We start from the raw sequence: 23,658 nt of genomic DNA, 5'->3' as shown, positions 1-23,658 counted from the left end.
TCTTGCAAAGCTATCCCCCAGAAATCAGCCGGGTGCGCCCGGCTCCGAAGCATATGCAGCATAAAAGTGGCTACCGTTTGCACGGTGTCACCCAGTAAAAATACGGGTATCAGACGCGTCCCTATTCGTCGGCGAATTCGTCTTCTTCGTTGACCCCCGCCTTACCCCGCGGGGCCGGCTTTCTGCCGCCGAGCGATCCTGTGACATAAGGTTCGCGCGTTGCATAGGGGTTACGGCCGCCGGCACGCGCCGCGACCTCCTCGCCCGAGACGGCGGCGGGCTGGCAGATCAGGCGCCGGCTGGCCCGGCGCATCAGATCCACATGGATGTGGTCGTAGTGATAGACGTTGGACCCCGGTGCCAGCACCGTGGTGAATTGCTGGCAGGCGGCGGCCTGGACATCGCGCAGAAAGCCCTGCTCTTCCGGCAGGCCCTTCCAGCCATCCTTCACGGTGATGCGGCGCCCGTCGGCCAGCGTGAAAGCTGCGATGTCGAGCGCATTGCCGAAGGCGTGTTCGGAAATATGCGCGTGCGAATTGCCGTTCATGCCGCGGCAGGAATAGGCCGAGATCTGCTTGATCTCGACGACACGCGCACCGAACCAGCGCTGCGCCGCCGGCTGCACGGAATCGGCGAGCCAGCGCTCGAGCACCGAGACGATTGGGCACGCCAGCGTTGCCGCCGGCTTCACTGCGACGGGGCCGACCGTCACCACCGGATTGCCGCCCGAGGGACCGAGCCGCGGCGGCGGTGGCGCGCCGGGCGGCTGCTGGGAATACGGTGCCGGTGAATAGGGCGCGGCCGCGCTGTCGCGCTGCGGATTGGATGGCAGGCCCGGATAATAAGGTCGCTCGCGCCTGGCATCGGGCGAGCCTTCCGACGGCAAATCGATCTCGTCCTGCTGCGGCGGAACGCCGGGCGCCGACAGCGAGACCGGCCCATTCTGACGGCTGCCATAGCTCGGCTCGTTGCCATAGCTCGGCTGGCCAACGGCCTGATTGGAATACGGCGCCTGCGCGGGCGGCGGAGGCGGCTGGCGGTTGATCGGCCAGCGCGGCTGGTTGCCGATCGATGCCGGCGGCCGCAGGCTGTCGTCGGCGAATCCGTAAGCCGAACTGGCTTCACCGAGTGCGGCGACCTTGAGTGGGAACTCGGCGCCGCAAACGCCAGGACCGGAGATCGGATCAATGCGGACGAGGTCGGCGCTCTCCTTGACCGCGCCCGACTTCAGGCATGCGGCCTCGGCCTCGGCCCGCCACGGTTCGCGCTCGGCGGTCTGAAACAGACCGCGACCGCAACCAGCCAGCGACACAAGGACAAGGGAGCCGACGAGATACAAACGAACTCCACGCGTCATGGCGCGGAGGTTCTGCGAATTTGATTAAAGACTCTTCAACGCATTTCGATGCGTTGTTTTCAGCTGTCCTTAACCATGCGGCGGAACCCGGCAGGGCGACACGCGCCCTGCCGAGAATGATCGCCATCACCACGTGTAGCGAACGACACCCTTGCCGCCATAGGACGACGTGACGTCGGAGAATTCGCCTTCGAAGGTGAGCGCCGCCGACCAGCCGCTAGTCCAGTTCATCGCCGCGCTCGCGGTGGTGAGCACCGCGTCGCTCGCAGGAGCCGCACCGTTGACCACGAAGGACGCGCCCGGCAGCGTCTGGAATGTCGCGGCAACGCTGCGATCGGTGTTGTAGTCGTGCGCCCAGGCGAGTCGGCCGCGCAGGCTGAGAATGCCATCCTGCAACGCGATCGAGCGGTCGCTGCGGACGCCGAGTTCGCTGCGCGTGGCGGTGACGGTCTTGGCGCCATAGGCCACCGCGAACGCGCTCGATCCCGACAGCACCTGCTCGGCATAGGACGGCAGATCGTAGGTCGTGAACTGTCCGGCGGCATAAGGCGTCAGCGCCAGCGACCACGGCGTGATGAAGCGATAGCCGCCTTCGATCCGGCCCGACAGCGCATTGGCGTTGAACTGCGCGCGCAGCCGGTCGATGCCGGCGATTGTCACCGTGCGATCAGTGGTGACGTCCTGCCAGCCATAGGCCAGCGCGCCCAGCAGATAGGCCGGCCCGAATCCATGACGGATGAAGGCGCCGGCCTGGAACAGATCGGAGCGTCCACCGCCGAGTGCATTGGCCACGGTGAAATTGGTGCCGCCGCCGGCGAGCGCAAAGCCCGCGATCGTGTCGGGCGAGATCCGATAGTCGGCGCCGACAGCGACACCGAAAATGCGGCTCGTCGTCGAATTCGATCCGACGGCGGTGGCGCCATCAGTGCTCTGCCCGCCGCCGAAGCCCGCCGCCCAGACGCTCCAGCGCTGCTCGAACATCTGTTGCAGCGGCGGTGCCTTGCGATAGATCGCGGCATAGGCGTCGGGCGCGGCATTCGCTCGCGACATGCCAGTCGACGCGTAGTTCATGGTGTCATCAGCGAATTGCGACGCGCCGCCATTTGCAGGCACGCCGCCGCGCCCTTCGGTGAATGGATCCGTCATGACACCGAGGAACATGTTCATGGCATCGAACGTGGTCTGCTGCGAGCCGGTGCCGAGTTCGCCCGACGCCTGCGTCAGCCCCGCCGGCGTCAGCGCGCCGAACGCGGCGGAAATGCTGCCGCTGCCGTTGAACGCGTTGGTGATCGCATGGCCGACCGCGGCCTGATTGCCGTTGAGCTTCGAGGCTGCGGCAAAATTCAGCGCCAGATTGAGATAGACGCTGTTGGCGTCATAGCTCAGGCTGGAGATGAAGTTCGATGGCAAACTGCTGTTGACCGACCCCGCAAAACGGCCGCTGACACCGCCGGCTGCGTTGAGGATGGTGTACTGCTTCTGGAACGTGCTGCCGGTGAAGGACGCGTTGACCGTGGCGCCGCCGAGCGTTGCCACGCCTGTCACATTGGTGCGATCGGACGCCGCGGCCGACACTTCGACCAGATAGGTCGATGCGGCGGTGAAGGTGAGACTGCCCTGCACCGTCAGGATGCCGATCGAATTGCCCGGCGACAGCGTGCCGCCATTGACCAGGACATTGCCGACGCCGCCATTGCCGCCGAGCGTGCCGCCGGCATTGACGGTCACGGCATTGCCAAGCGAGCCGTTGACCAACAGCGTCGCGCCGGAGCCGATGGTGGCGCCGTTCTGGTAGCTCTGCGTGTCGGTCACGGTCCAGACGCCACCCCGCACGTTGAGCACCTCGAAATTGATCACGTTCGAGAGCGTGCCCGTGCCCGGACCGAACAGATTGAGCGTATCGGTGCCGACGCCGCCATCGATCCGCCCGGTGATGGACGAACCGCCATAGAGATTGAGCGTGTCGTCGCCGCCTTCCATGCTGATCGCGCGGCCGGTATTGCCGATGATGGTGCCGAAGTTGGACAGCACATCGGCGCCCTCGCCGGTCTGGATCGCCGCGCCGTCGCCGCGGATGAAGCGGGTCGAGCCGGTACCGGTATAGGTCACGCCGTTCAGCGTGCCGACCGAGCCGGTGTCGGGCGTGCCGTTCTGCAGCAGCGTCACGCCGTTGGGATCGGGAATCGTGCCGTTGCCGATGATGGTGCCGTAGTTGACGATCCTGTCGTTGTCGACGGCGGCATTGCCGGTCTTGTTCTCGGAGCGGATCGCATAGCTGTTGTTGCCGACGATGGTGGCGCCGGCGTAGTTGATCAGGTCGAGGGCCGCCGATCCGCTGCGCGAATTGTCCGGATTTGAATCGTTGTTGACGACGATGCCCGCCGCGGCACCGCTGATGGTGCCGTAGTTGCGGATGGTGCCGCCGCCGATCGCAAGGCCTTCGCTGTTGTTGAAGCGGCCGCCGTCATCGGCGCCGGTCGCGCCGGTGCCCTGGACGATGCCGTAATTGGTCAGCGTCAGGACATTGTCGATATCGATGCCGTCGCCATCGCTGCGCGTCGATACGCCGTCGATCGCCCCGGTGATGGTGCCGTAATTGGTGACGATGGCGTTGCCGCCGCCGACGCCCGCACCGTTGCGGCCGATGATGGTTGCACCGGCAAAATTGTTGACCGTGATGGTGCCGGCGTCGCCCGCGGTGCCGTTCTTGGCACCCGAGATCAGGCCGCCGGCATAGTTGTTGACGGTGCCGTTGTGGCCGCCCTGAAGATCGATCGCATCGGCGCTGGGCCGGCCGGTTGCGGGATCGATCGTGCCATTGGCGATGATCTGGCCGTAATTGTCGATCGTGAAGTTTTCGCCCGGACGGATCGCGTCCGCATTGGCCGCGGTGATCAGGCCGGTCGCGCGGTTGGTGATGTGAACGCTCGCGGCGGTCGAGGTGAGATTGTCGAAGTCGATCGCCTGCCCGGTCGCCGATTTGATGGTGCCGGCATTGTCGACCGAGAACCTGGCCGCGGTCGTGCTGTTGCTGCCCGACGCGCCGTTGATCTGGATGGCGTCGTCCGCCGACTGGATCGTCGCGCCCGCATTGTTGACGACCGACAGTGAGATCACGTTGTTGAGATTGGTGGTGGCGCGGATCGCGCGAGACCCGGCCGTATTGGTCGCGTCGATCATGCCGGAATTGGTGATCGTGGTGGTTTCGCCGCCGATCCGCATCACGTCGCTGCCTGATGACCTGATGGTGCCGCCGCTCTGGTTGGTGATCGAGAACACGGTGGTGTTCGACGTCGCATTGACGAAGTCGAAGACGCGGCCATTGCCCGTCGATTGGATGGTGCCGGCATTGTCGACGGTGACCGACCCGCTGCTCAGGCCGCCATTGATCCGGAATGCATCATTGGACGCGGTGAAGAGCGCGCCGGCATTGTTGATCAGCGTGAGATTGCCGCTGATGGCGCTGCTCGAGGTGTCGATGCCGCGCGAGGTCGCCGAGATGGTGCCGTTGTTGGTGATGACGACGCCGGGCGACGACAGGCCGGTGATCCAGGTGATCGCGGTGCCCGTCACCGACAGGCTGCTGCCGGCGGCGACCGAGCCGGTATCATTGTTGGAGACGGTCTGCGCCGTCGTGCTGTTGGGAGGAGTGCTGAAGCTTGCGGCCAATGCCGGACAGGAGAACCCCAACGAAGTCGCAGAAATAGCCAGCGCAAGCCGGCTTGCGCGGCTCAGAAACTCAGATTTCACGTAACGCCCCCAAGTACTTATTACCGGGGTAGAGCCCCGGTCATTGCGGGCGGCAATCTGGGTATGGTTTGTGACAGGCGCACAACAAATGCCGGCGCTGCCTTGCGGCGCAACGACACAGGCTCACGGGCAGCTGGCGCGAGAGCAACCGACGGACATCCAAGCGGGTACTGCTATCGGCGCCTGGAACCGGCGCCGCCGCTGAATATATTTGCGGCGCGTCAACGCCTTGATTCGGCGGCTATTTGAGCCGTGCATCGCAATGCGGCATTGCCGCGAATAGCGAGCCTGACAACAAGACTGCCTTTTTCGGCCTGGAACCCCTTGCTAGCTTGGACGTTAATGCGGGCAGCGTTGTGTGAACCGAGGGAGTTTCCCCAATGGATTTCGCGAGTCCTCTGCTGAGCAAGCTGAGCATTGTGGCCGCGTACATCGCGTTAGCCTTCGTCGGCGCCATTATTCTCGGCGTGTTCTAGGACATTCGACAGGCATGAGTTCAGCGCCCGGCGGCCGCCCCCGCCGGCGCTTTGCTGTTTTGCGTTCACTCCGCCACAACTACAGCTCGACGATCGCGATGAGGGCTCGAATGCGATGCGCGTGCAGCGCGGCGCCGTGCAACGGCGGGTCGAGTTTTGCGAGTCGCCCTTCAGGTAATGGCTTGTATCTGCCCGGCGGTCGCTTCATGTGCGTCGCCGGACCCGCTATAAGAGCCGCATTGTCGAGAATGAATTGAACCTGCGGGCGACTGGCAATCAATGAAGCATTTCCTCACCGCGGCAAGGCTGTTGGCCCTCGACCTCGCCTCGACGCTTGTGTTTCTTGTTCTGTTCCTGCTGACGCACAACACTGCGCTCGCGGTCGGCCTCGGCATCGCATTCGGCGTCGTGCAGATCGGCGTCCAGATGGTGCGCGGCAAGCGGATCGACACCATGGAATGGCTGAGCCTGTTCCTGGTTGTCGCCGCCGGCTCCGCCACGCTGCTGACCCACGACCCGCGCTTCGTGCTGTTCAAGCCGAGCGTGATCTACGCCATCGTCGGCGTCGTGATGCTGAAGCCCGGCTGGCTCAACCGCTACCTGCCCGAGATCGCCCAGAAAGTCGTGCCCGATGTCGCCGTCAAGGTCGGCTATGCCTGGGCCGCCCTGATGTTCATCTCCGCCGCGGTGAACGCCATCGTCGCGCTGACCTGCGAGATCACGACATGGGCCGTCGTGATGCCGATCTTCGGCATCGTGAGCAAGATCGTGGTGTTCCTCGGCGGCTTTGCCGCGCTCCGCCTCACCGCAAGGCGCCGCATCCGCGCCATGCCAGAGGCCCAGCGCGAGGCCGTGCTCGCGCTCGAAGGGGCACCGGCGCCAGCTGCGCCGTAGCCCCCGACCAGGGGTGTGGTCGACGAAACAAACGGCCCGCGCGACGAAACCATTTTGTCCCGACGACGAAGAATTGCCGAAACCAAGCCTACCTAGTGATGGCTTCGACAACGCGCTGCTTCGGCGCGATCATAAGGGGGACATGATGGCTTTCACCGCTTCCGCGCTTCGTCACGGCAAACTGCTGGCGGCAACCGCGTTCACGCTCGGTCTGCTGACCTCGGCGTCCTATGCCTACACCGACGAGCAGCAGCAGATGTGCACCAGCGACGCCATGCGGCTGTGCAGCTCGGAAATTCCCGACGTCGATCGCGTCACCGCCTGCATGATCCGTCAGCGCGCGCTGCTCAGCGACGGCTGCAAGGCGGTGTTCCACTACGTGCCGCCGACGGCTGCGCAACCCGCGAATTATGCGCCCGCGGCCAAGCCGGCGAAACCGCTCAATATCACTCCTCACAAGCGCGGCTAAGCAAAACCCCAACAGCGACCAAGCACCGCGCTTCCGGCAACGGAGCGCGGTGCTTGATCGTTTCGGTCCGCCATGACAACAAGGCACGACCGTTCATCCGGCATTCAGCCTGACGCGGCTCAATTGCCGTCCCCACTGCCTCCCCCGGGAATCGATGGCGATGCGCCGCAGCTTTCTCTTTGCGCTTCTGCTTGGCGCCGGCGTCACGATCGGTTGGCAATCAACGGCCAATGCCGCGCCGGATTTGACGCGGCTTGCACAGGCGCAGCCTGCACAGGCGCCCGCCCCGGCGCCGAGTGCGACGCCGGCTACGCCCGCTCCCGCAACACCCGCGCCTGCAACGCCGGCGCCGGCCGCGAGCGCGCAGCCCGCGGCGCCCGAGCCGATCGGCAACGTGGCAACACTGACAGGAACCGCGACCGTCACGCGCAACAACACCGCGACGCCGCTGCAGATCCGCGACGACATCTTTGCCAATGACGAGGTCGCGACATCAGCGACCTCCTCGCTCGGCATCACCTTCAACGACGGCACCACCTTCAACCTGCGCGCCAATGCCAGGATCACGATCGACAATTACGTCTATGAGGACGGCGGCCAGCAGAACAGCGCGCTGTTCAACGTCACCAAGGGAACGGCGGCCTTCGTCGCCGCCGCGGTCGCCAAGACCGGCGACATGAAGATCTCGACCCCGACCGCGACGCTCGGCATCCGCGGCACCACCGGCCTCGTCGAGGTGCCCGAAGGCGCCACCGCGACCAGCAGAAATGTCGGCATCAAGCTCTATCCCGACGCCGACGGACATGTCGGCCGCATCGAGGTCAACGACCGCAGCGGTGCCTCGCTCGGCGTGCTGACGCGCGGCGCCAGCGGCTTTGCGATTCGTCCGGGCGCCGGCGGTGCCCGCTTCGCCGCGGTGCCGCTGACGATCTCGCCGCAACAGATCACGCGCGACCAGGGCTTTGTGCGCCAGGTCCATAGCGCGCAGACGCTGGGCCGCCAGGTCGTGACCGAGCAGCGCGACTTCCGCCGCGCCAATCCCGATTTCCGCAGGGCCAATCCGGCCGCGCCCTATCCGAACCGCGGCCAGCCCGTGCAGCCGAACCCGCAGCGGCAGAACGGCCTGCCGGGCCAGAACCGCAACGCCCCGCAGCAGCCGGGTCAGCAGAACCGTCCGGGCCAGATGCAGCAGCCCGGTCAGCCGAACCGTCCCGGCCAGCAACCGGGCACGCCTGGCCGGCAAGGTTCGCAGCAGCGGCCCGGCACGCAGCAGCAGGGCGGCGCACAGCATGCGCTGCCCGGCCAACCCGGCGGCGCGACGCTGCCGCACGCGCCCGGCGTCCAGACGCCAGCCGGACAACAGCCGGCGGGACAACAGCCAACGCGCCAAGCCCCCACGCAAGAGCCCGCGCGCCAAGGCGGCGCGACGCAACCCGGCGGACAACAATCGCCGGCACGTCAAGGCGGTCTGCAGCCCGGCCGCACCCAGGCGCCGGGCGACGTGCGCCAGCCAGGACAACCAGCGCCCCAGCCGGGTCAATCGGGCGCGCCGCGACAAGGCACCGCGCAGCCCGTGCCGCAGGCGCCCGGCCAGATGCGACCCGGCACCCAGCAAGCCGCACCGGGCGCGCATCCGGGCATCCAACGGCCCGCGGTGCAGGCGCGTCCAGGCTTCCAGCAACGGCGCGCGCCGCCTCCGCCTCGCGGCGCGAAGCCTCCGCCCAGGGACAAGCGCCAGTAACCGAGCGATCGCAGCAATGTCGATCAAACGAGCGAATGGCGCCGGCGAGTTACGCCGGCGCCATGCACAGATCGACCAATGGCGAGCGGCGGATCAGCCGCGCCTGGTGATCACGGCCTCTAGATATTCGCTCGGGATCACCAGCGTGCCGTCCCTGGCGATATTGAACTGGTCCATCAGGCTGAACATGTCGGCGGCGAGCAATTGCTGCTTGACCGGATCGATCGCCCCGAACGCCTTCAGCACCGGCCCGTAATAGGTGCGGAAGATCTCGAGGAAGTGCTCGCGCGACCTGTAACGAAAATTGAAGTGCCTGCGCCTGGCATCGAGCGTCGCCTGCGGGCCGAACAAGGCGCCGAGATGCGCTTCGGTGCCCCACAGCGCGGGAGACTTCACGCCCGGCGCCGGCGGCACATACTTCCCGATGGTCTTGAACAGCTGGCCGATGAAACCTTCCGGCGTCCAGCTTGCGAGGCCGATCTTGCCGCCGATGCGGCAGACGCGGCGCAGTTCATTCGCCGCCTGCTGCTGGTCGGCGGTGAACATGACCCCGAAGGTCGACAGCACGACGTCGAAGCTGGCATCGGCAAAGGGCAGCTTCTCCGCGTCCGCTTCCTGGAACGTGACGGGCAGACGCTCCGCCGCCGCCCGCTCGCGGCCGCGCTCGAGCAACGCCGCGACGTAGTCGGTCGAGACCACGTCGGCAAAGCGCCGTGCCGCGGCCAGCGTCGCATTGCCGTTGCCGGCGGCGACGTCGAGCACCATTTGATTGCTGCGCAGGTCGACTGCCTCGCAGAGCATCTCGCCGACGATCTGGAGCGTGGTGCCGACGATCGCGTAGTCGCCCGCACTCCAGGTGGCTTGCTGGCGCGCCTTGACGGCGGCGAGATCGACAGTCGGCATTTCGGTCTGAACGTTCATGTGCATCTCCTTTGAAAATGTGGTGCGGCTCGTGGCGAGGCCGCTGGCTTCGCCGAGAGTCCGCGAGTTGCGCCAAAAAACGGCGTCGAGCAGTGCAATGACTTCAAATGTGCTGCGCGCTATGTGCGGCGGTCGAGCAGGATCGGGATGGTCGATGCGGCAACTATGCTCCAGTCGGAGCGATGCCTGCAGCCGTGGCTGCTACGCTGAGTCGAGGCGGCCTGCTGCGCCGGAGCTGCACGATGCTCCCGAACGACAGGTTCCTCCGCTCGGGTGAACACGGGCGAGGACAAACCCGCGATCACCAGCCCGAGCAGCGCGCTTCGCCCGATCGGCCGTGAGCAGCGGTTCCCGGCGCCCTTCGACTGGCCGCCGGCCTCGCGCGGCATCAGGCGACTGGCCTGCCGCTCGCGATGGGCGAGCATGCCTGCAACCGATTGATTGACGATCCGGCGGATCCGCAAAAGCAGGAAGGAAAAATGCCTTCGTACCGGACTTGAAATGGATTCCATGAATGAAATCGACATAATTGTTTCCTTGATCGAAGTGTGATGGCGCTCCGGATCAGGTTTGGTCGGGATACGCCATGCGACGCCGCTCAGGCGTCATTCGGCTGCAATGGGCGGTTGGACCGGATCACCACGCACCACCACGGTTGCCGCGACCTTGTAGAATTCCTCGCCCGGCATGCCGACGCAGCGCGCATGCTCCCGGATCGAGTCACCGTCACGCGCCTCGTATATGCAGAATGTGCCGATGCGACCATCCGCCTCATGCACCACATAGCTGCGGATCCAGCGGACACGGTCCGGCATCTGCTCGTCGCCGACCCTTGCGGACGTTGCGCCGGCGAGTTCCAGCTCGCTCATGTTCGCCCAGGCGCTCGGACGGCGAATGACATAGAGTTCCATCGAAATCTCCTCGGTTGCAATTATTGAACGGCAGGCGCTCGTGGCGAGCCATGATCAGCTATAGGCGCTGTCGATGCCGACTGTCCTTACCGCGGACTGATCATTGCCTGATCTTTGTCTGATCCTTGCCTGAACCTTTTCCGCCGAGCCCGCACTCATACACATGGCATTCTCATTTGGACTGTTCGAGCTTGATGAAGCTGGACGCGTGTTGCTGTGCGCGCGCCAAGAGGTCCCATTGCAGCCGCGTGTGTTCGATCTGCTGATTTATCTGGTTCGACACCGCGACCGGGTCATCCCCAAGGAAGAACTCCTCGAAGCCGTCTGGCCGGATGTGACGGTCACAGACAACTCGCTGCAGCGGGCGGTGAGTGCGTTGCGCGCCGCGCTGCGCAACGGCGGCATGGACGGCGCGATCCGAAATCTGCCGGGCAAAGGCTATCGCTTCTTCCTCGAGTCCGAGATCCGGCAGCCGGAACGCATCGACCCCAAGCAAGTCGATGGCACCGTCGGTGCAATCGGTCTCGCCCGACGCGCAGCGGCCGGACAATTGTGGTTGCAGGCAGCGACCCTGTTCGCGAGCGCGGATGAAAGCGGCCAGCTCAACGCTGAAGATTTCCACGATTGGGCGCTTGCCCTGCAGTGCCTCGGCAGGGCCACGGCAGCGATTCCGATTCTGGTTCGCGCGGTCGGCGCACGCAGCCAGGCCGGTGACGCCGCTGGCGCCACGGTCGACGCGATAGCACTCTCGGCCTTGCATTTCGAAAGCGGCCAGGCCGCGATCGGAAAGGGCTGGCTCGCGCGGGCGGAAGATTGGGCTTCAACGCTCGACGATCCTCCGACGACGGCCCTGGTACTATGGATGAAGTCGAAATTGGCTGCTTTCGATGGCGAGCCGGAACAGGCACTCGCGTTGGCCGATGCTGCCTACACCGCCGTCAGATACAAGGATGCAATCAATATCGAAGCGCTGAGCCTCGCCTATCGCGGCTTCTATCGGCTATGCCTCGGCGACACACACGGAGGACTGTCCGATCAGGACCATGCCGCCGCAGTTGCCCTGTCCAGCAACAATCTGGACCCGATCATGGGCGGCAACCTCTATTGCAACATCCTCTGGGCGGCCCGGATGTTCGGAGATTGGGCACGCGCCGACCAGTGGACGCGGAGCTACCAGAACTTCTGCTCGGGCAGCGGCATGGAATTGACGGGCTCGTGCCAGTTGCACCGCTCCGAGGTGCTCGGCATCCGAGGCTCGCTCGACGAAGCGCTGGCGCGCATTCAGGACGCGCTCGCGCGCCTGACCAGCGATGCGCCCTGGTCTCTGGGCGATGCCAACCGGGTGCTGGGCGATATTCAGGCGGCAATCGGCAATGACGACGCAGCGCTCGAAGCCTATGACAGGGCTTACACGCTGGGCTGGTGCCCGGAGCCGGGCCGCGCCATGTTGCTGCTCGCAAGAGGGGAAGCGGAAGCCGCCTATGCAAGCCTCGAGCGAAGCCTGATCGGCAAGACCTGGTGGACGCTGCAGCGACGCGGAATCCTGCTCGCGCATCTGGCGCTGGTTGCCGCGCACACGCATCGGACCGTTCGAGCGAAGGCATTGATCTGCGAACTGTCGGGAAGTCCGGATCGCTGGCCGATGCCCTCGATCCGCGCGCTCACCAACGAAGCGCAGGCGATCCTCGCGCTTTCCCGGCAGGATCATGAAACAGCCATGCGGCATCTTCATCTCGCCCGCCAGCTGTGGTCCAGCATCGAAGGGCGGGTTCAGATCGTGCGGCTGAGGCTTCAGATCTCCAGCCTCCAGCTGGAGCATGGAGACGTTCGCGGCGCCATGGCCGAAGTTCATGCGGCACAGCTTCTGGCCCGTGACCTGGGCTCGCCCAAGCGTCTTGCCGAGTGTCTTGCCTTGCAGCGTGACATTGACGCCTGGCAGCCAACGGCGCGACGTCAGATGTGCGGGTGATCACGCCGCGCGGCGCAGCCAGTCGCGCACGCGTTCGATCAGATTCTTGCGGGGCGTGGGCTGAGGTGCCGCGCCGGCCGGCACGACCTCGTGCACGAATGGCGACGCTTGTTCAGGGACAACCGTCTCGGCGCTCCGCTCAGTCTCTGCAATTGCATCGGGTGCAGCCGCCGGAACGTCCTGCGGTGCCATGGCCGGCGGATCGGGTTCGCTTTGCGCCAGCGGCGGCTGATCGATGGCCGGCGTCTCCGCCGGCGCAGCCGCATCGGCAACATCAGGCGCGTCCGCGACCTCCTGCTCGTCGATGACCTGTGGCACGGCGACTTCGCGTATCCGCCGGCGCTCTGCGGCCACGGCTCTCGCCCGCGCGCGCCGCTCGCGCTCGGCGAGCGCCGCGGCCTGCAACGCGATCGGTCCGACATTTTCCAGGAACGCGCGCTCATAGCCGCGTGACAGACGCTCGAGTGCCTCATCGAGCGGCAGCCAGTCCACCTCGCGGATGTCGCTCATCAGCGCCCGCACCGGCTTGCCGCCGGCATCCATGCGCCAGTAATGCACCACCTTGGATCGGCCGCCTGAATCATAGACCAGCGTGCCGAGGAATTCGTGCACGTCGACGTCGTGGCCGGTTTCCTCGAGCACCTCGCGCTCGGCAGCGGCGCGCGGCGTCTCGCCGTCGTCGAGCTTGCCTTTCGGCAACACCCATTCATTGCGCTTGCGCAGCCGCACCACGGCGAAGCGCTGCGGTGCATCCCGCCGCAGCACAATGCCTCCCGCCGCCAGAACAGGCGTCCGCGCCATCTCGTGTCCCAAAGGTTTGCGATTTAGGATCGTCGCACGACGATCCCGACTATTCTACGCATGATCTCGAAAAGTGGAAGCCGGTTTTCCCGCTCAAACGATGAGCGCGATGCGCAGATCAGATCGCAGGCTTCCGCAGCAACGGCTCGCCGCATTTGATCCGCGTTCCCTCCGCGACGTTGTCGCAGAATTCGAAATTGCCGGGCGCCAGCACGATGATCGTCGAGCCGTGCTCGAACCAGCCGAGTTCGTCGCCCTTCTTCACATGCGCGTTACAGGAAAAATCCACCGGGCCCCGCGACTGCGCGTTCAGCGTAATGTCGAGGAAATGCAGGCGGAGGCTCGCGACAAGGATCGCCGCGACCGGAACCAGCGTCAGTGCCTCGCCGGCTGGAAGCTTGGCGCGCAGCACCGCGCGCTCGTTCTTGCAGAACAGCCGCTCGATCCGCTTCAGCGCGATCGGATTGACGTTCCAGACGTCGCCATGAATGAACGTCACCTTGTCGATGGCAAGATCATAGGGCGCGTGGAAGCGGTGATACATGCTCGAGGTCAGCCGCAGTGTGACGAAGCGGCCGTTCCGGTGCTGCTCCACCAACGCGGGATCGCCGACCAGATCGAGCAGCGAATAGGGCGCGCCCTTGACCTGGAACAATTGCCCGTCCTCGATCCGCCCATGCGCGCCAATGATCGCGTCCGACGGGCTCGCGATAATGGCGGGATCGGCCGCTGCCGGACGCAGGCCGGGCTTGAGCTCGCGGGTGAAGCAGTCATGCAGGCTCCTGAACTCGGTTTTTTTCGCCTCGGACAGATCGAGGTCGGAGAACAGCTTCCAGCAGGCGATCGAGGCGTCGCGCACCAGTGGGTTCTCGACCTTGGAGAACCAGCCCATGAAGCGGGTCAGCGCCGCCCGCGGAATCCGGTTGGTGAGCAGGAAATTGAGGTCTTCCTGCTGGGTGAATGCCGAGATCAGGCCCTTGACTGTCATGAATCTGTTAGGTGCTGAGGCTAGCGCTTCTGTCATGGAAACATCCCTTCCGATTCTCTCGCTGTCCGCCGCCGCGCTTGCCGGCGCCGCCGCAGCTTTCCCCAAAATTCAGGCCCGCATCGCGCTGTCGCGCGCCAAGCACCGCTCGCTGACCGGACATTCCAAGATGTCCAAGATGGTCGCGCGGATGGTCCCGCACTACGAATTCGACATCGACGATTTCTTCCGCTCCGACGGCGCGCCGAAGGACGTCGCGATGCAGCGCCAAGACGGCTTCTTCCGCCTCGCCGGCCTCTACGGGGATCGCTACCCCAAGGGCCGCGCGCTGACCGCCGAGGTCACGGAGCGCATCTCCGACCTGCAGTTCACCGAAACCTACCGCGTGCCGTTCCAGTACAGCCGCCTGGTGCGCGAACATCTCGGCACCTCGGCGTTCGTCGAGGCCTCCAGCGGCGTCACCGTCACCGACGTCGACGGCAATGTGTTCTACGACCTGACCGGCTCCTACGGCGTCAACATCTTCGGCAACGACTTCTACAAGGAGTGCATCGCCGAGGGTGAGAAGCGCGCGCACGCGCTCGGCCCCGTGCTCGGCCCCTATCACCCGGTCATTGCCGACAACGTCAAGCGGCTGTGCGAGTTCTCCGGCCTCGACGAGGTCTCGTTCCACATGTCCGGCACCGAGGCCGTGATGCAGGCGGTGCGGCTCGCGCGCTACCACACCAAGCGGAAGCGCCTCGTGCGCTTCGCCGGCGCCTATCACGGCTGGTGGGGCGACGTGCAGCCCGGCGTCGGCAACCCGGTGTCGCCGCACGAGACCTTCACGCTCGCCGACATGTCGGAGAAGACGCTGCACGTGCTGCGGACGCGCAACGACATCGCCTGTGTGCTGGTCAACCCGCTGCAGGCGCTGCATCCCAATTCCAACGCACCCGGCGATTCCGCGCTGGTCGACTCCTCGCGCTCCTCCAAATACGACCGCGCCGCCTACACCGAATGGCTGAAGAAGCTGCGCGAGGTGTGCACCGAACGCGGCATCGTCCTGATCTTCGACGAGGTGTTCGTCGGCTTCCGCCTCGCCGCCGGCGGCGCCCAGGAATATTTCGGCGTCAAGGCCGACATGGCGACCTACGGCAAGAGCCTGGCCGGCGGGCTCCCGGTCGGCGTGGTGTGCGGCCGCAAGGATTTGATGCGGCGCTTCCGCGACGACCGCCCGGCCGACATCTGCTTTGCCCGCGGCACCTTCAACTCGCATCCCTATGTGATGACCGCGATGGACGAGTTCCTGAGCCGGCTCGCGAGCCCGAACTTCCGCTCGGTCTACAACGGGCTGGACGAGACCTGGAACGGCCGTGCCAAGGCGCTTAACGACCGCCTCGCCGCGCAAGGCTTGCCGGTTCGCGTCGGCAACATCTCGTCGATCTGGACCGTCTATTACACCGAGCCGTCGCGCTACAACTGGATGCTGCAATACTATCTGCGGGCCGAGGGACTGGCGCTGAGCTGGGTCGGCACCGGCCGCCTGATCTTCACCCTGAACTACACCGATGCCGACTTCGCCGAGGTCAGCGACCGCTTCGTCGCGGCAGCCGAGAAGATGAAGCGCGACGGCTGGTGGTGGCACAAGGCCGGCCTTACCAACAAGAACATCAAGCGCCAGATCCTGAAGGAGATGGTCGCCGTGAGGTTCGGCCGCTGAGCACACCGTCATTCCGGGGCGATGCGCAGCATCGAACCCGGAATCTCGAGATTCCGGGTTCGCTCGCTGGCGCGATCGCCCCGGAATGACGGCATTTAAGTCGCCACCGTGAAGTTCAGGCGCTGAGGCAACGCGCGGCCCTCCTACTCCCTCGCCCCGCTCTTGCTGGGAGAGGGTTGGGGTGAGGGGCTGCATCCACAAAATCGGAAATGGACGGACTCGCGGTGAGCCCCCCTCACCCGGATCGCTGACGCGATCCGACCTCTCCCCGCAAGCGGGGCGAGGTGACGTGTGCGCGCGGTCGAAGGCGCTCAAGTGATGATCCGCCGTAATCCTAAGACGTAGATGCCCGGGACGAGCCCGGGCATGACGCAGTTTGAAGACGCTGGGAGCAACGATCAGGCGTGCTTGACGTGCTTCTCGAGACCCGGATCGATCAGTTCGCCCTTCATCAGGAACAGCGGCGCCTTGTGATAGAGCTTCAGGTCGTTGAACGGGTCGGTGACGATCTTGGTCATCCAGACGAGGCCGGTCTCGACGTCGCGGATGAAGAACAAATGGATGGTGCGGAACAAGAGGCCGCCGATGCCGACCACGAGCCAGATCTTGGCCACCTGGCGGGTGAAGTCGCCCATCGTGACCCAGGGCTTGAACAGGCCGAACAGCGTCGGATCGAAGTACAGCACCATCGGCGACAGCGCCCAGATCGCCATCAGCACGACCTTGCGCTGCAGATTGTAGCCGACCTTGATGTCTTCCTTGTGCTCGTGGGTCGCCTGGTTGACGTGGTCGTAGCCCTTCGGCTCGAAGAAGAAGTGACCGGCCTGGCGCGAGGTCATCGAAACCAGCCAGCCGACCAGCGCCGACACGACCGGATCGAAGAACAGCATCACATAGGCGAACAGGAAGCTCAGCGCGCTGACGAAGTGCAGGCTCTGGTTGATCCGGCTGTGATGGTAGAAGCGATGGTCATCCCAACGCTGGGTACGCAGCTCTTGCAGGAAATTCTTGATCATTGGTTCCCCCAACATCTTTCGGAACAGGATTTACAGGGATTCGATGTATCGCGTGTGACATCATCATAATGACATATGACAATGCGGAGCGACGCCTTGACGCAACCGGAGCAGGGTCTCGCCTCATCCCGACGAAATCTGCGGGGATCAGGCGAAGGAGATCGTAGCCTCCCGGCTTGGGGTGCGCTGTGCGCTACCTCACCCGGGAGGAGCGGCGGGCTGGGCCGCCTGGCCGGGCCGCCTCAGGCGGCTTTGGCAACATCCGCCTTGCGGAAGCGGACCAGCGAGAAGTGGCCGAGCGGCGGAATCAGGCGGCGCTCAGCGAGTTCCATGCCCCGCGCGCCCGCGAGCCATTTGGTGTAGCGCGACCAGGCGAACTCGGCGGTCCGGAACCCGAGCGGGCGCACCACCGGCTGCAGCTTCTGCTCGATGAAGCGGCGCACGCCGGCATCGGCGCTGACGCGGGTCAGGATGATCAGTTCGCCGCCCGGACGCACCACGCGGGCGAACTCGTCGAGCGCGGCTTCCGGGTTCGGCACCGCCGACAGCACGTACTGCGCCATCACCACGTCGAACGAATTGTCGGGGAATTCGAGCTTCTCGGCGTCCATCACCGCGAGGCCCTCGACATTCTTCAGGCCCCGCTCCGCGACCCGCTTCTTGGCCTTCTCCAGCATCGCTTCCGAGATGTCGGTGCCGAAGATGCGGACGTTCTGGCTGTAGAGCGGCAGCGAGATGCCGGTGCCGACGCCGACCTCGAGCACTCGGCCGCCGATCTTGTTGGTGGCCTGGATCGCGGCCTGCCGACCCTTGCTGAACACACCGCCAAACACGAGGTCGTAGATCGGCGCCCAGCGGTCATAGGCCTGCTCGACCGTCTCGCGGTCGAAGTCCATGGAACGGTCGGCACCCAGCTTGATGATTTCAGCCATAGATCGTCTCTCGTCTCTCGTTCGATTGAGCTGTTAATTCGGAACCGCACTGCGGCCGGCGACGCGGCGGGCGGGCCGCGGCGCGCGACTCGGATGCAGCGTGGCCAGATTGCCGATGAACTGACGCGCACTGTTTTCCCAGGAACGCTCCAACGCAAAATTGCGGCAATCCGCGCGCGACATCGTCAGCGCGCGCAGGCAGGCGCTGCGCAGGTCGTTGTCGATCGCGCCGATCGGATGGTTGGCGATGACGTCCTTCGGGCCGGTGACCGGGAATGCCGCGACCGGCGTGCCGCAGGCCAGCGCCTCGAGTTGCACGACGCCGAAGGTGTCGGTCAGACTCGGGAACACGAAGACGTCGGCGGCGGCGAGGTGCGAGGTCAAATCCTGCCCCTTCTTCTCGCCGAGGAAAATCGCGTCGGGATATTTCTGTTCCAATGCCGCCCGTTGCGGGCCGTCGCCGACCACGACCTTTGAGCCCGGCAGGTCGAGCGACAGGAAGGCGTCGAGGTTCTTCTCCACCGCGACGCGGCCCATGGTCATGAAGATCGGCCGCGGCAGATCGAGCACAGCCGGCTGGTCCGGATTGAAGATCCTGGTGTCGACGCCGCGGGTCCAGAAGCCGAGCCTCCGGAAGCCGCGCTCGGCGAGCTCGCTGCGCAGCGAGTCGGTCGCGACCATCGTCATCGACCCGGCGGCGTGGAAGTGGCGCAGCACCGCATAGCCGACGCTGTCGGGAATGCCGGTACGAACCGAAACATATTCCGGGAAGCGCGTTGTATAGGATGTGGTGAAGGCGAGCTTGTTGCGCTGGCAATAGCCGCGCACCGCCCAGCCGATCGGCCCTTCGGTCGCGATGTGGATCGCCTCGGGCGCGGCCTCCTCGATCCGGCGCGCGATCTCGCGGCGGTTCGGCAGCGCCACGCGCAGGCCAGGATAGGTCGGCACGCCGACCGAGCGGAAACCGTCGGGAGTGAGGAACTCGATCTCGGCGCCGAGCCCGGCTGCGCTGCGCGCAAGCGACGTCAGCGTCCGGACCACGCCGTTGACTTGCGGATGCCAGGCATCGGTCGCAACGAGTATGCGCATTGCAGGAGATCCAAATCGTTAATCTTGATTCTGCTCGCACGACGTTCTGACATGGATGTTTCAAACGTATGACGTCATCGAAATGTTAGTTTGTTTTTCACGGCAAACGGCCGGTTTTTCGTGTAACGTGACAGCCAGATGTCAGAGCAGAGTGAAAATCCCGGCACCAAGCGCCGCAGGCTCAGGAGACGAAACTCGTCGCTGCTGATCCTTGCGGCCGGCATGCTTGTGTTCGGCCTCGCCGCCGGCGCGCTGTATTACGCGCTGCGTCCGGTGACGCTCGCGATCGCGGTCGGCCCGACCGGCAGCGAGGACGTCAAGCTGATCCAGGGCTTCGCCCAGGTCTTTACGCACGACGGCAGCTCGGTGCGGCTGAAGCCGGTCACGACGCAGGGCTCCGCCGAGAGCATCGCGCTGTTCACGGCGAACAAGGTCGACCTCGCGGTGGTGCGCGGCGACCTCGACCTGCCCGCAAGCGCCGAGTCGGTTGCGATCCTGCGCAAGAATGTCGTCGTGCTGTGGGCGCCCACGGGCGCCAAGGGCAAGCGGCGGTCCGCGAAGATCAAGAGCATCGACGACCTCGCCGGCCACAAGGTCGGCGTGGTCGGCAGCACCCAGGCCAACGTCACGCTGCTGCGCGTGATCCTGACCGAGTCCGGCGTCAACCCCGACAAGGTCGCGGTCAGCCAGTTCGCCGTCAACAAGATCGCCGACCTCGCGCGCGACCCCTCGCTCGATGCCTACATGACCGTCGGCCCGCTCGACAGCAAGATAACGGCGGAAGCGATTACGGCGACGGCGGCCGCGCGCGGCGAGCCGGTCTTCCTCCCGGTCGATGTCTCGGAAGCGATCGCGCAGAAGCATCCGCGCTATGAGTCCGAGGAGATCGCCGGCAGCATCTTCTCGTCGTCGCCGGCGCGGCCCGAGGACAAGGTCGAGACCGTCAGCGTCAATCACCTCATCATCGCGCAACATGCGCTGAGCGAGGCGACCGTCGGCGCGCTCGACCGTCAGCTGTTCACGCTGCGCCTCCAGGTCGCGCGCGATCTGCCGGCGGCGGCAAAGATCGAGAAGCCCGACACCGACAAGGACGCCGCGCTGCCGGCGCATCAGGGCGCGGCCGCCTATATCGACGGCACCGAGCGCACCTTCCTCGAAAAATACTCCGACTACATCTGGGGCGGCATCCTGCTGCTCTCCGGCCTCGGCTCGGCCGGCGCCTGGCTGCGCCACTACGTGAAGCGCGACGAGCGCGAGCACTACATCACCCATCGCGACAATCTGCTGACCCTGATCTCGCAGGTGCGCGGCGCCGAGACGCCGGAACAGCTCGCCGCCATGCAGGGCGATGCGGATGCCCTGTTGCGCGAGGCGCTCGACTGCTACGACGACGGCGCGATCGAGGAAGGCGATCTCTCGGTGATCGGGCTGACGCTCGAGCAATTCCATCACGCCGTCTCCGACCGCCGCGCCGTAATCAACGGCGACAAGCCGGGCCTGCCGCGGATGCGCGCCGGCTAGGCCGCGTGCACGCCGAATTGCACCGAGAGCAATGTGCACCGAGAGCAATGTTTGGATTGCGCACGCAGGCGCGCGTGGCCATGTTGAGTACGACCACAACGCTTCGCACGACACCATGATCACGTCCATCGTCGCTGACCTGCCTGGGCCCTTCGTGCTCGCGGTTGCCTTCGCCGGCGTCTTCCTGATCGCCTTCATGAAGGGCGCATTCGGCGGCGGTTTTGCCATCGTCGGCATCCCGCTGCTGTCGCTGGCGATGGACCCGATCGCGGCGGGCGCGCTGCTGGCACCGTTGTTCGTCGTCATGGACGTCACCGCGCTGCGATTCTGGCGCCCGAGCACGTGGTCGCGCATCGACCTCGCGATGCTGCTGCCGGCGCTCGTCGTCGGCATCGGCCTCGGCTATTTCGTGCTGCGCGATCTCGACCGGCATGCCGTCGAGATCGTGATGGGCGTCGTGACGCTGGTGTTCGCCGCGCTGTGGTTTCTCGGCGGCGGCGAGATCGAGCCGCGTCCGCGCTCGACGTTCAAGGCGACGTTCGCCGGCCTGTCCTCCGGCGTCACCACGATGGTGGCGCATTCGGGCGGGCCGCCGCTTGCGATCTATCTGCTGCCGCTCGGCATGTCGAAGGCGCTCTACGCCGGCACCACCAGCCTGTTCTTCACGGTCGGCAACCTCTTGAAGGCCGGTCCGTGGCTCGTGCTCGCCACGCCGTCGCGCAGCCTGTGGATGCTGATGGCGCTTTGCGTGCCGGCGGTGCCGGTCGGCGTCTGGGCCGGATGGCGGCTGCACGAACGTCTCGACCAGCGCGCGCTGTACCGCGCCTGCTACGCCATTCTGGTCATCACCGCGGCCAAGCTGCTGTGGGACGGATCGGCCGGATATCTCAGTTCCTGAACAGCGAAAGTGCTGGCTCCTCGTCAGGAGGATTGCCTGCTGCGGACGGCGCTCGCGGCAACGGCAAGCGGCGCAATGTCCTGGCGCGTCGCGGCCGCGTCGTCCGGCGCAAGGCGCTCGCGCGCCACGAAGGAGAAGCGGCTGCGCAGCTTCAGGATCGGCTTCTCGATCCAGTGCCAGGAGAACGCGGCGAACAGCGTGATCAGCAGCAGCGCAATCGCGAACTGAACGATCACCGGCGCGTGCGGCAGCCATACCCGCACCACCTGCTGCACCGGAAAGCCGTAGAGATAGATGCCGTAGGAATAGTCGCCGCGCGAGATCAGCGGCAGCCGCGGCAGCTTCGAGACGCCGAGATAGGCGGTGATATAGACCAGCGCCGGGGCGATCAGCAGATTGAGCACCGGCTGGCTCATCCAGTCCGCCGGACCAAGCAGCGCGGCGCCCGCGCAGAGCGCGCAGCACGCGGCGAGAAGCCATCCGTTGTAGGGAATGCGGTCACGATAGAGATAGATCGCGATGCCGAGCATGAACGCGACCGGCAGCTTCGCGCCGCGTCCGAGGAACGGCGCCGTGCTGAAGATCCTGTCATGCAGCGTGCCGGCGACCCCGGCGGGCAGTTGCGAGGGTTGCGCGCTATGCCCAGTGAGTGCGAGCCCAAGGCCGATGCCGACCAGCACGAGCGCACCGAGCACGATGAGCGGCGGCTTGCGCAACAGGCCGAACAGGATGAACACCGTCATCAGCGCGTAGCAGCCATATTCGAACGGCACCGTCCACAGCGAGCTGTTGACCTCCGGCGCGGGATTGCCGCTGAACACGCCAGGCAGGACGTAGTTCACGAGGCCGATGATGTTGGTGAAGTATTTGTAGGTGCCGAAATTGGTGAAGTAGTCGTGCAGCGGCAGCGCGGTGAAGATCGGCCCGAGGATCAGTGCCGACAGCACGATCTCGACCGCAAGCGCCGGAATGATCCGCATGCCGCGATTGGTGAGAAACTCCTTCAGAGAAAGCCGCAGCCCGCTCGCCGCGATGAGAAACCCGCTCAGCGCGAAGAACATCACGAGGATGGCGTAGTGCGGAAACCAGGAGATCCACGCCTGCTCGCCGTCGCCACTACCGCTCGCGACATAGGGCGCGTGGGCGGCGACGACGGAAATCGCAAGTGCAATGCGGAGGAAATCGAACCCGGGGCCGAAGCCCTTCTGCCGATCCAGCATGCTGCCGATCGTGTGCCCCAGCATCATTTCCACTCCATTCCGAAACAATGCGCTGGGACAGCAAGCGCCGTGCCAGAAAGACTGTCTTGCGGCGGGACACCCCCTTCCCGGCAACCCGGCCTTAACCGTGCGACGAAACACGCACGAAACAATTCCCTAACGGCACGAAACCATTTTGGCGATTTCGTGCAAACGTCCTGAAACGCCTCACCTGTACTGCTTTGACCCAACGACGCGCCGGAACTGGCGCGCAGGGCGCAAACAACAGGGGTCGACAATGTTCAATTCCATCAAGCTGAACTCACGTCTCGCTGCCGCCGCCTTCGGTGCGCTGGCGATTGGCACCGTCTCATTCGCAAATACCGCCGCGGCCGCTCCGCTGCCGATGTTCCCCTTCATCCTGACGCCGCCGACCGAGGCCGTGCAGCCGCCGGTGCAGTCGATGCCGCAGGCGCAGGAGGAAGACCGTTCGGTCGAGTTGCCCGCCCGCCTGCGCCGCCAGGTCGTCGCCTATCCGACGCGCGAGGCGCCCGGCACGATCATCATCGACACCCCGCACACCTATCTCTATCTCGTGCTCGGCAACGGGCAGGCCATGCGCTACGGCATCGGCATCGGCCGCGACGGCTTCACCTGGTCGGGCACCCAGACCATCACCAAGAAGGCAGAGTGGCCGGATTGGACGCCCCCGCCGGAAATGATCGCCCGCCAGCCCTATCTGCCGCGCCACATGGCCGGCGGCCCCGGCAATCCGCTCGGCGCCCGCGCCATGTATCTCGGCGGCACCATCTACCGCATCCACGGCACCAACGCGCCGGAGACGATCGGCACCCGCGTGTCCTCCGGTTGCCTGCGCCTGACCAATGCAGATGTCTCCGACCTCTATTCGCGGGTCAGCGTCGGCACCAAGGTGATCGTGCTGCCGATGACCGACCGCCGCGCCGATCTCGGCTCGGCCGTCCGCTAAGCCCCTCCCCTCCAAGGCGTCCCTTAATAAAGGCGTCCT

The 23,658-nt window shown here is 65.4% G+C and carries 19 protein-coding genes and 1 pseudogene; 8 read left to right on the top strand and 12 right to left on the bottom strand.

The window, feature by feature from the left end; genetic code table 11:
* Positions 1–121: 121 nt before the first annotated feature.
* The 3 genes from QA635_RS13290 to QA635_RS13280 form a co-directional block, all read right to left on the bottom strand.
* On the bottom strand, positions 122–1,357 hold the full coding sequence (locus QA635_RS13290; protein ID WP_283069552.1) for an extensin-like domain-containing protein: 1,236 nt from the start codon (positions 1,355–1,357) through the stop codon (positions 122–124).
* 126 nt (positions 1,358–1,483) lie between these two features.
* On the bottom strand, positions 1,484–5,107 hold the full coding sequence (locus QA635_RS13285) for an autotransporter domain-containing protein (RefSeq protein WP_283069550.1): 3,624 nt from the start codon (positions 5,105–5,107) through the stop codon (positions 1,484–1,486).
* A gap of 555 nt (positions 5,108–5,662) precedes the next feature.
* Entirely contained in the window at positions 5,663–5,863 is a 201-nt protein-coding gene (locus QA635_RS13280; RefSeq protein ID WP_283069548.1) for a hypothetical protein, read from the bottom strand.
* On the opposite strand from QA635_RS13280, the gene QA635_RS13275 reads away from it, so the two are divergent.
* From QA635_RS13275 to QA635_RS13265, 3 genes are all read left to right on the top strand, one after another.
* A complete protein-coding gene (locus QA635_RS13275) occupies positions 5,863–6,477 on the top strand; it encodes an inner membrane-spanning protein YciB (protein ID WP_283069547.1) in 615 nt (204 codons plus the stop codon). The two genes, QA635_RS13280 and QA635_RS13275, sit on opposite strands and share 1 nt — an antisense overlap.
* A gap of 142 nt (positions 6,478–6,619) precedes the next feature.
* Positions 6,620–6,946, top strand: a complete 327-nt coding sequence (locus QA635_RS13270) for a hypothetical protein (protein ID WP_283069546.1) — start codon at positions 6,620–6,622, stop codon at positions 6,944–6,946.
* A 154-nt stretch (positions 6,947–7,100) separates the two neighbouring features.
* Positions 7,101–8,687, top strand: a complete 1,587-nt coding sequence (locus QA635_RS13265) for a FecR domain-containing protein (RefSeq protein WP_283069545.1) — start codon at positions 7,101–7,103, stop codon at positions 8,685–8,687.
* A gap of 93 nt (positions 8,688–8,780) precedes the next feature.
* Here QA635_RS13265 and QA635_RS13260 read toward each other — a convergent pair whose 3' ends face one another.
* From QA635_RS13260 to QA635_RS13250, 3 genes are all read right to left on the bottom strand, one after another.
* Complete coding sequence (locus QA635_RS13260; RefSeq protein WP_283069544.1) at positions 8,781–9,608, bottom strand: class I SAM-dependent methyltransferase; 828 nt, start codon at positions 9,606–9,608, stop codon at positions 8,781–8,783.
* Positions 9,609–9,727: 119 nt separating this feature from the next.
* Complete coding sequence (locus QA635_RS13255; RefSeq protein WP_283069542.1) at positions 9,728–10,135, bottom strand: hypothetical protein; 408 nt, start codon at positions 10,133–10,135, stop codon at positions 9,728–9,730.
* 78 nt (positions 10,136–10,213) lie between these two features.
* Entirely contained in the window at positions 10,214–10,519 is a 306-nt protein-coding gene (locus tag QA635_RS13250; protein WP_057014965.1) for a nickel-binding protein, read from the bottom strand.
* A gap of 163 nt (positions 10,520–10,682) precedes the next feature.
* Here QA635_RS13250 and QA635_RS13245 point away from each other — a divergent pair, with 163 nt between their 5' ends.
* Entirely contained in the window at positions 10,683–12,488 is a 1,806-nt protein-coding gene (locus QA635_RS13245; protein WP_283069540.1) for a winged helix-turn-helix domain-containing protein, read from the top strand.
* Between the two features lie 384 nt (positions 12,489–12,872).
* On the opposite strand, the pseudogene QA635_RS41575 reads toward QA635_RS13245, so the two are convergent.
* Together QA635_RS41575 and asd are read right to left on the bottom strand one after the other, a co-directional pair.
* Positions 12,873–13,289: pseudogene (locus QA635_RS41575) on the bottom strand (NUDIX hydrolase); the annotation flags it as partial.
* Between the two features lie 118 nt (positions 13,290–13,407).
* Positions 13,408–14,277: an archaetidylserine decarboxylase gene (gene asd, locus QA635_RS13235; RefSeq protein ID WP_028332585.1), complete on the bottom strand. Its 870-nt coding sequence runs from the start codon at positions 14,275–14,277 to the stop codon at positions 13,408–13,410.
* 34 nt (positions 14,278–14,311) lie between these two features.
* Between asd and QA635_RS13230 the strand changes: the two genes are divergently transcribed.
* A complete protein-coding gene (locus tag QA635_RS13230) occupies positions 14,312–15,976 on the top strand; it encodes an aminotransferase class III-fold pyridoxal phosphate-dependent enzyme (RefSeq protein ID WP_283069538.1) in 1,665 nt (554 codons plus the stop codon).
* A 398-nt stretch (positions 15,977–16,374) separates the two neighbouring features.
* Here the strand turns inward: QA635_RS13230 and QA635_RS13225 are convergent, their stop codons facing one another.
* The 3 genes from QA635_RS13225 to QA635_RS13215 all read right to left on the bottom strand — a co-directional run bounded on the left by QA635_RS13225 (position 16,375) and on the right by QA635_RS13215 (position 19,013).
* Positions 16,375–16,992: a hypothetical protein gene (locus QA635_RS13225; protein ID WP_057014961.1), complete on the bottom strand. Its 618-nt coding sequence runs from the start codon at positions 16,990–16,992 to the stop codon at positions 16,375–16,377.
* 242 nt (positions 16,993–17,234) lie between these two features.
* On the bottom strand, positions 17,235–17,924 hold the full coding sequence (locus QA635_RS13220; RefSeq protein ID WP_028332588.1) for a class I SAM-dependent methyltransferase: 690 nt from the start codon (positions 17,922–17,924) through the stop codon (positions 17,235–17,237).
* Positions 17,925–17,957: 33 nt separating this feature from the next.
* On the bottom strand, positions 17,958–19,013 hold the full coding sequence (locus tag QA635_RS13215; protein ID WP_283069534.1) for a glycosyltransferase family 4 protein: 1,056 nt from the start codon (positions 19,011–19,013) through the stop codon (positions 17,958–17,960).
* Positions 19,014–19,151: 138 nt separating this feature from the next.
* Between QA635_RS13215 and QA635_RS13210 the strand changes: the two genes are divergently transcribed.
* Together QA635_RS13210 and QA635_RS13205 are read left to right on the top strand one after the other, a co-directional pair.
* The gene (locus QA635_RS13210; RefSeq protein ID WP_283069532.1) at positions 19,152–20,534 is read left to right on the top strand and encodes a TAXI family TRAP transporter solute-binding subunit; all 1,383 of its coding nucleotides are present in this window, start codon (positions 19,152–19,154) and stop codon (positions 20,532–20,534) included.
* 115 nt (positions 20,535–20,649) lie between these two features.
* Complete coding sequence (locus QA635_RS13205) at positions 20,650–21,432, top strand: sulfite exporter TauE/SafE family protein (protein ID WP_283069531.1); 783 nt, start codon at positions 20,650–20,652, stop codon at positions 21,430–21,432.
* Positions 21,433–21,455: 23 nt separating this feature from the next.
* Here the strand turns inward: QA635_RS13205 and QA635_RS13200 are convergent, their stop codons facing one another.
* Positions 21,456–22,679: an acyltransferase family protein gene (locus QA635_RS13200; protein WP_283069530.1), complete on the bottom strand. Its 1,224-nt coding sequence runs from the start codon at positions 22,677–22,679 to the stop codon at positions 21,456–21,458.
* A 250-nt stretch (positions 22,680–22,929) separates the two neighbouring features.
* Between QA635_RS13200 and QA635_RS13195 the strand changes: the two genes are divergently transcribed.
* A complete protein-coding gene (locus QA635_RS13195; RefSeq protein ID WP_283069529.1) occupies positions 22,930–23,619 on the top strand; it encodes a L,D-transpeptidase in 690 nt (229 codons plus the stop codon).
* Positions 23,620–23,658 lie beyond the last annotated feature (39 nt).

It is taken from the genome of Bradyrhizobium brasilense (assembly GCF_029714345.1).
Taxonomy (GTDB): domain Bacteria; phylum Pseudomonadota; class Alphaproteobacteria; order Rhizobiales; family Xanthobacteraceae; genus Bradyrhizobium; species Bradyrhizobium australafricanum.
This window is presented reverse-complemented; position numbering and strand designations above follow the sequence as displayed.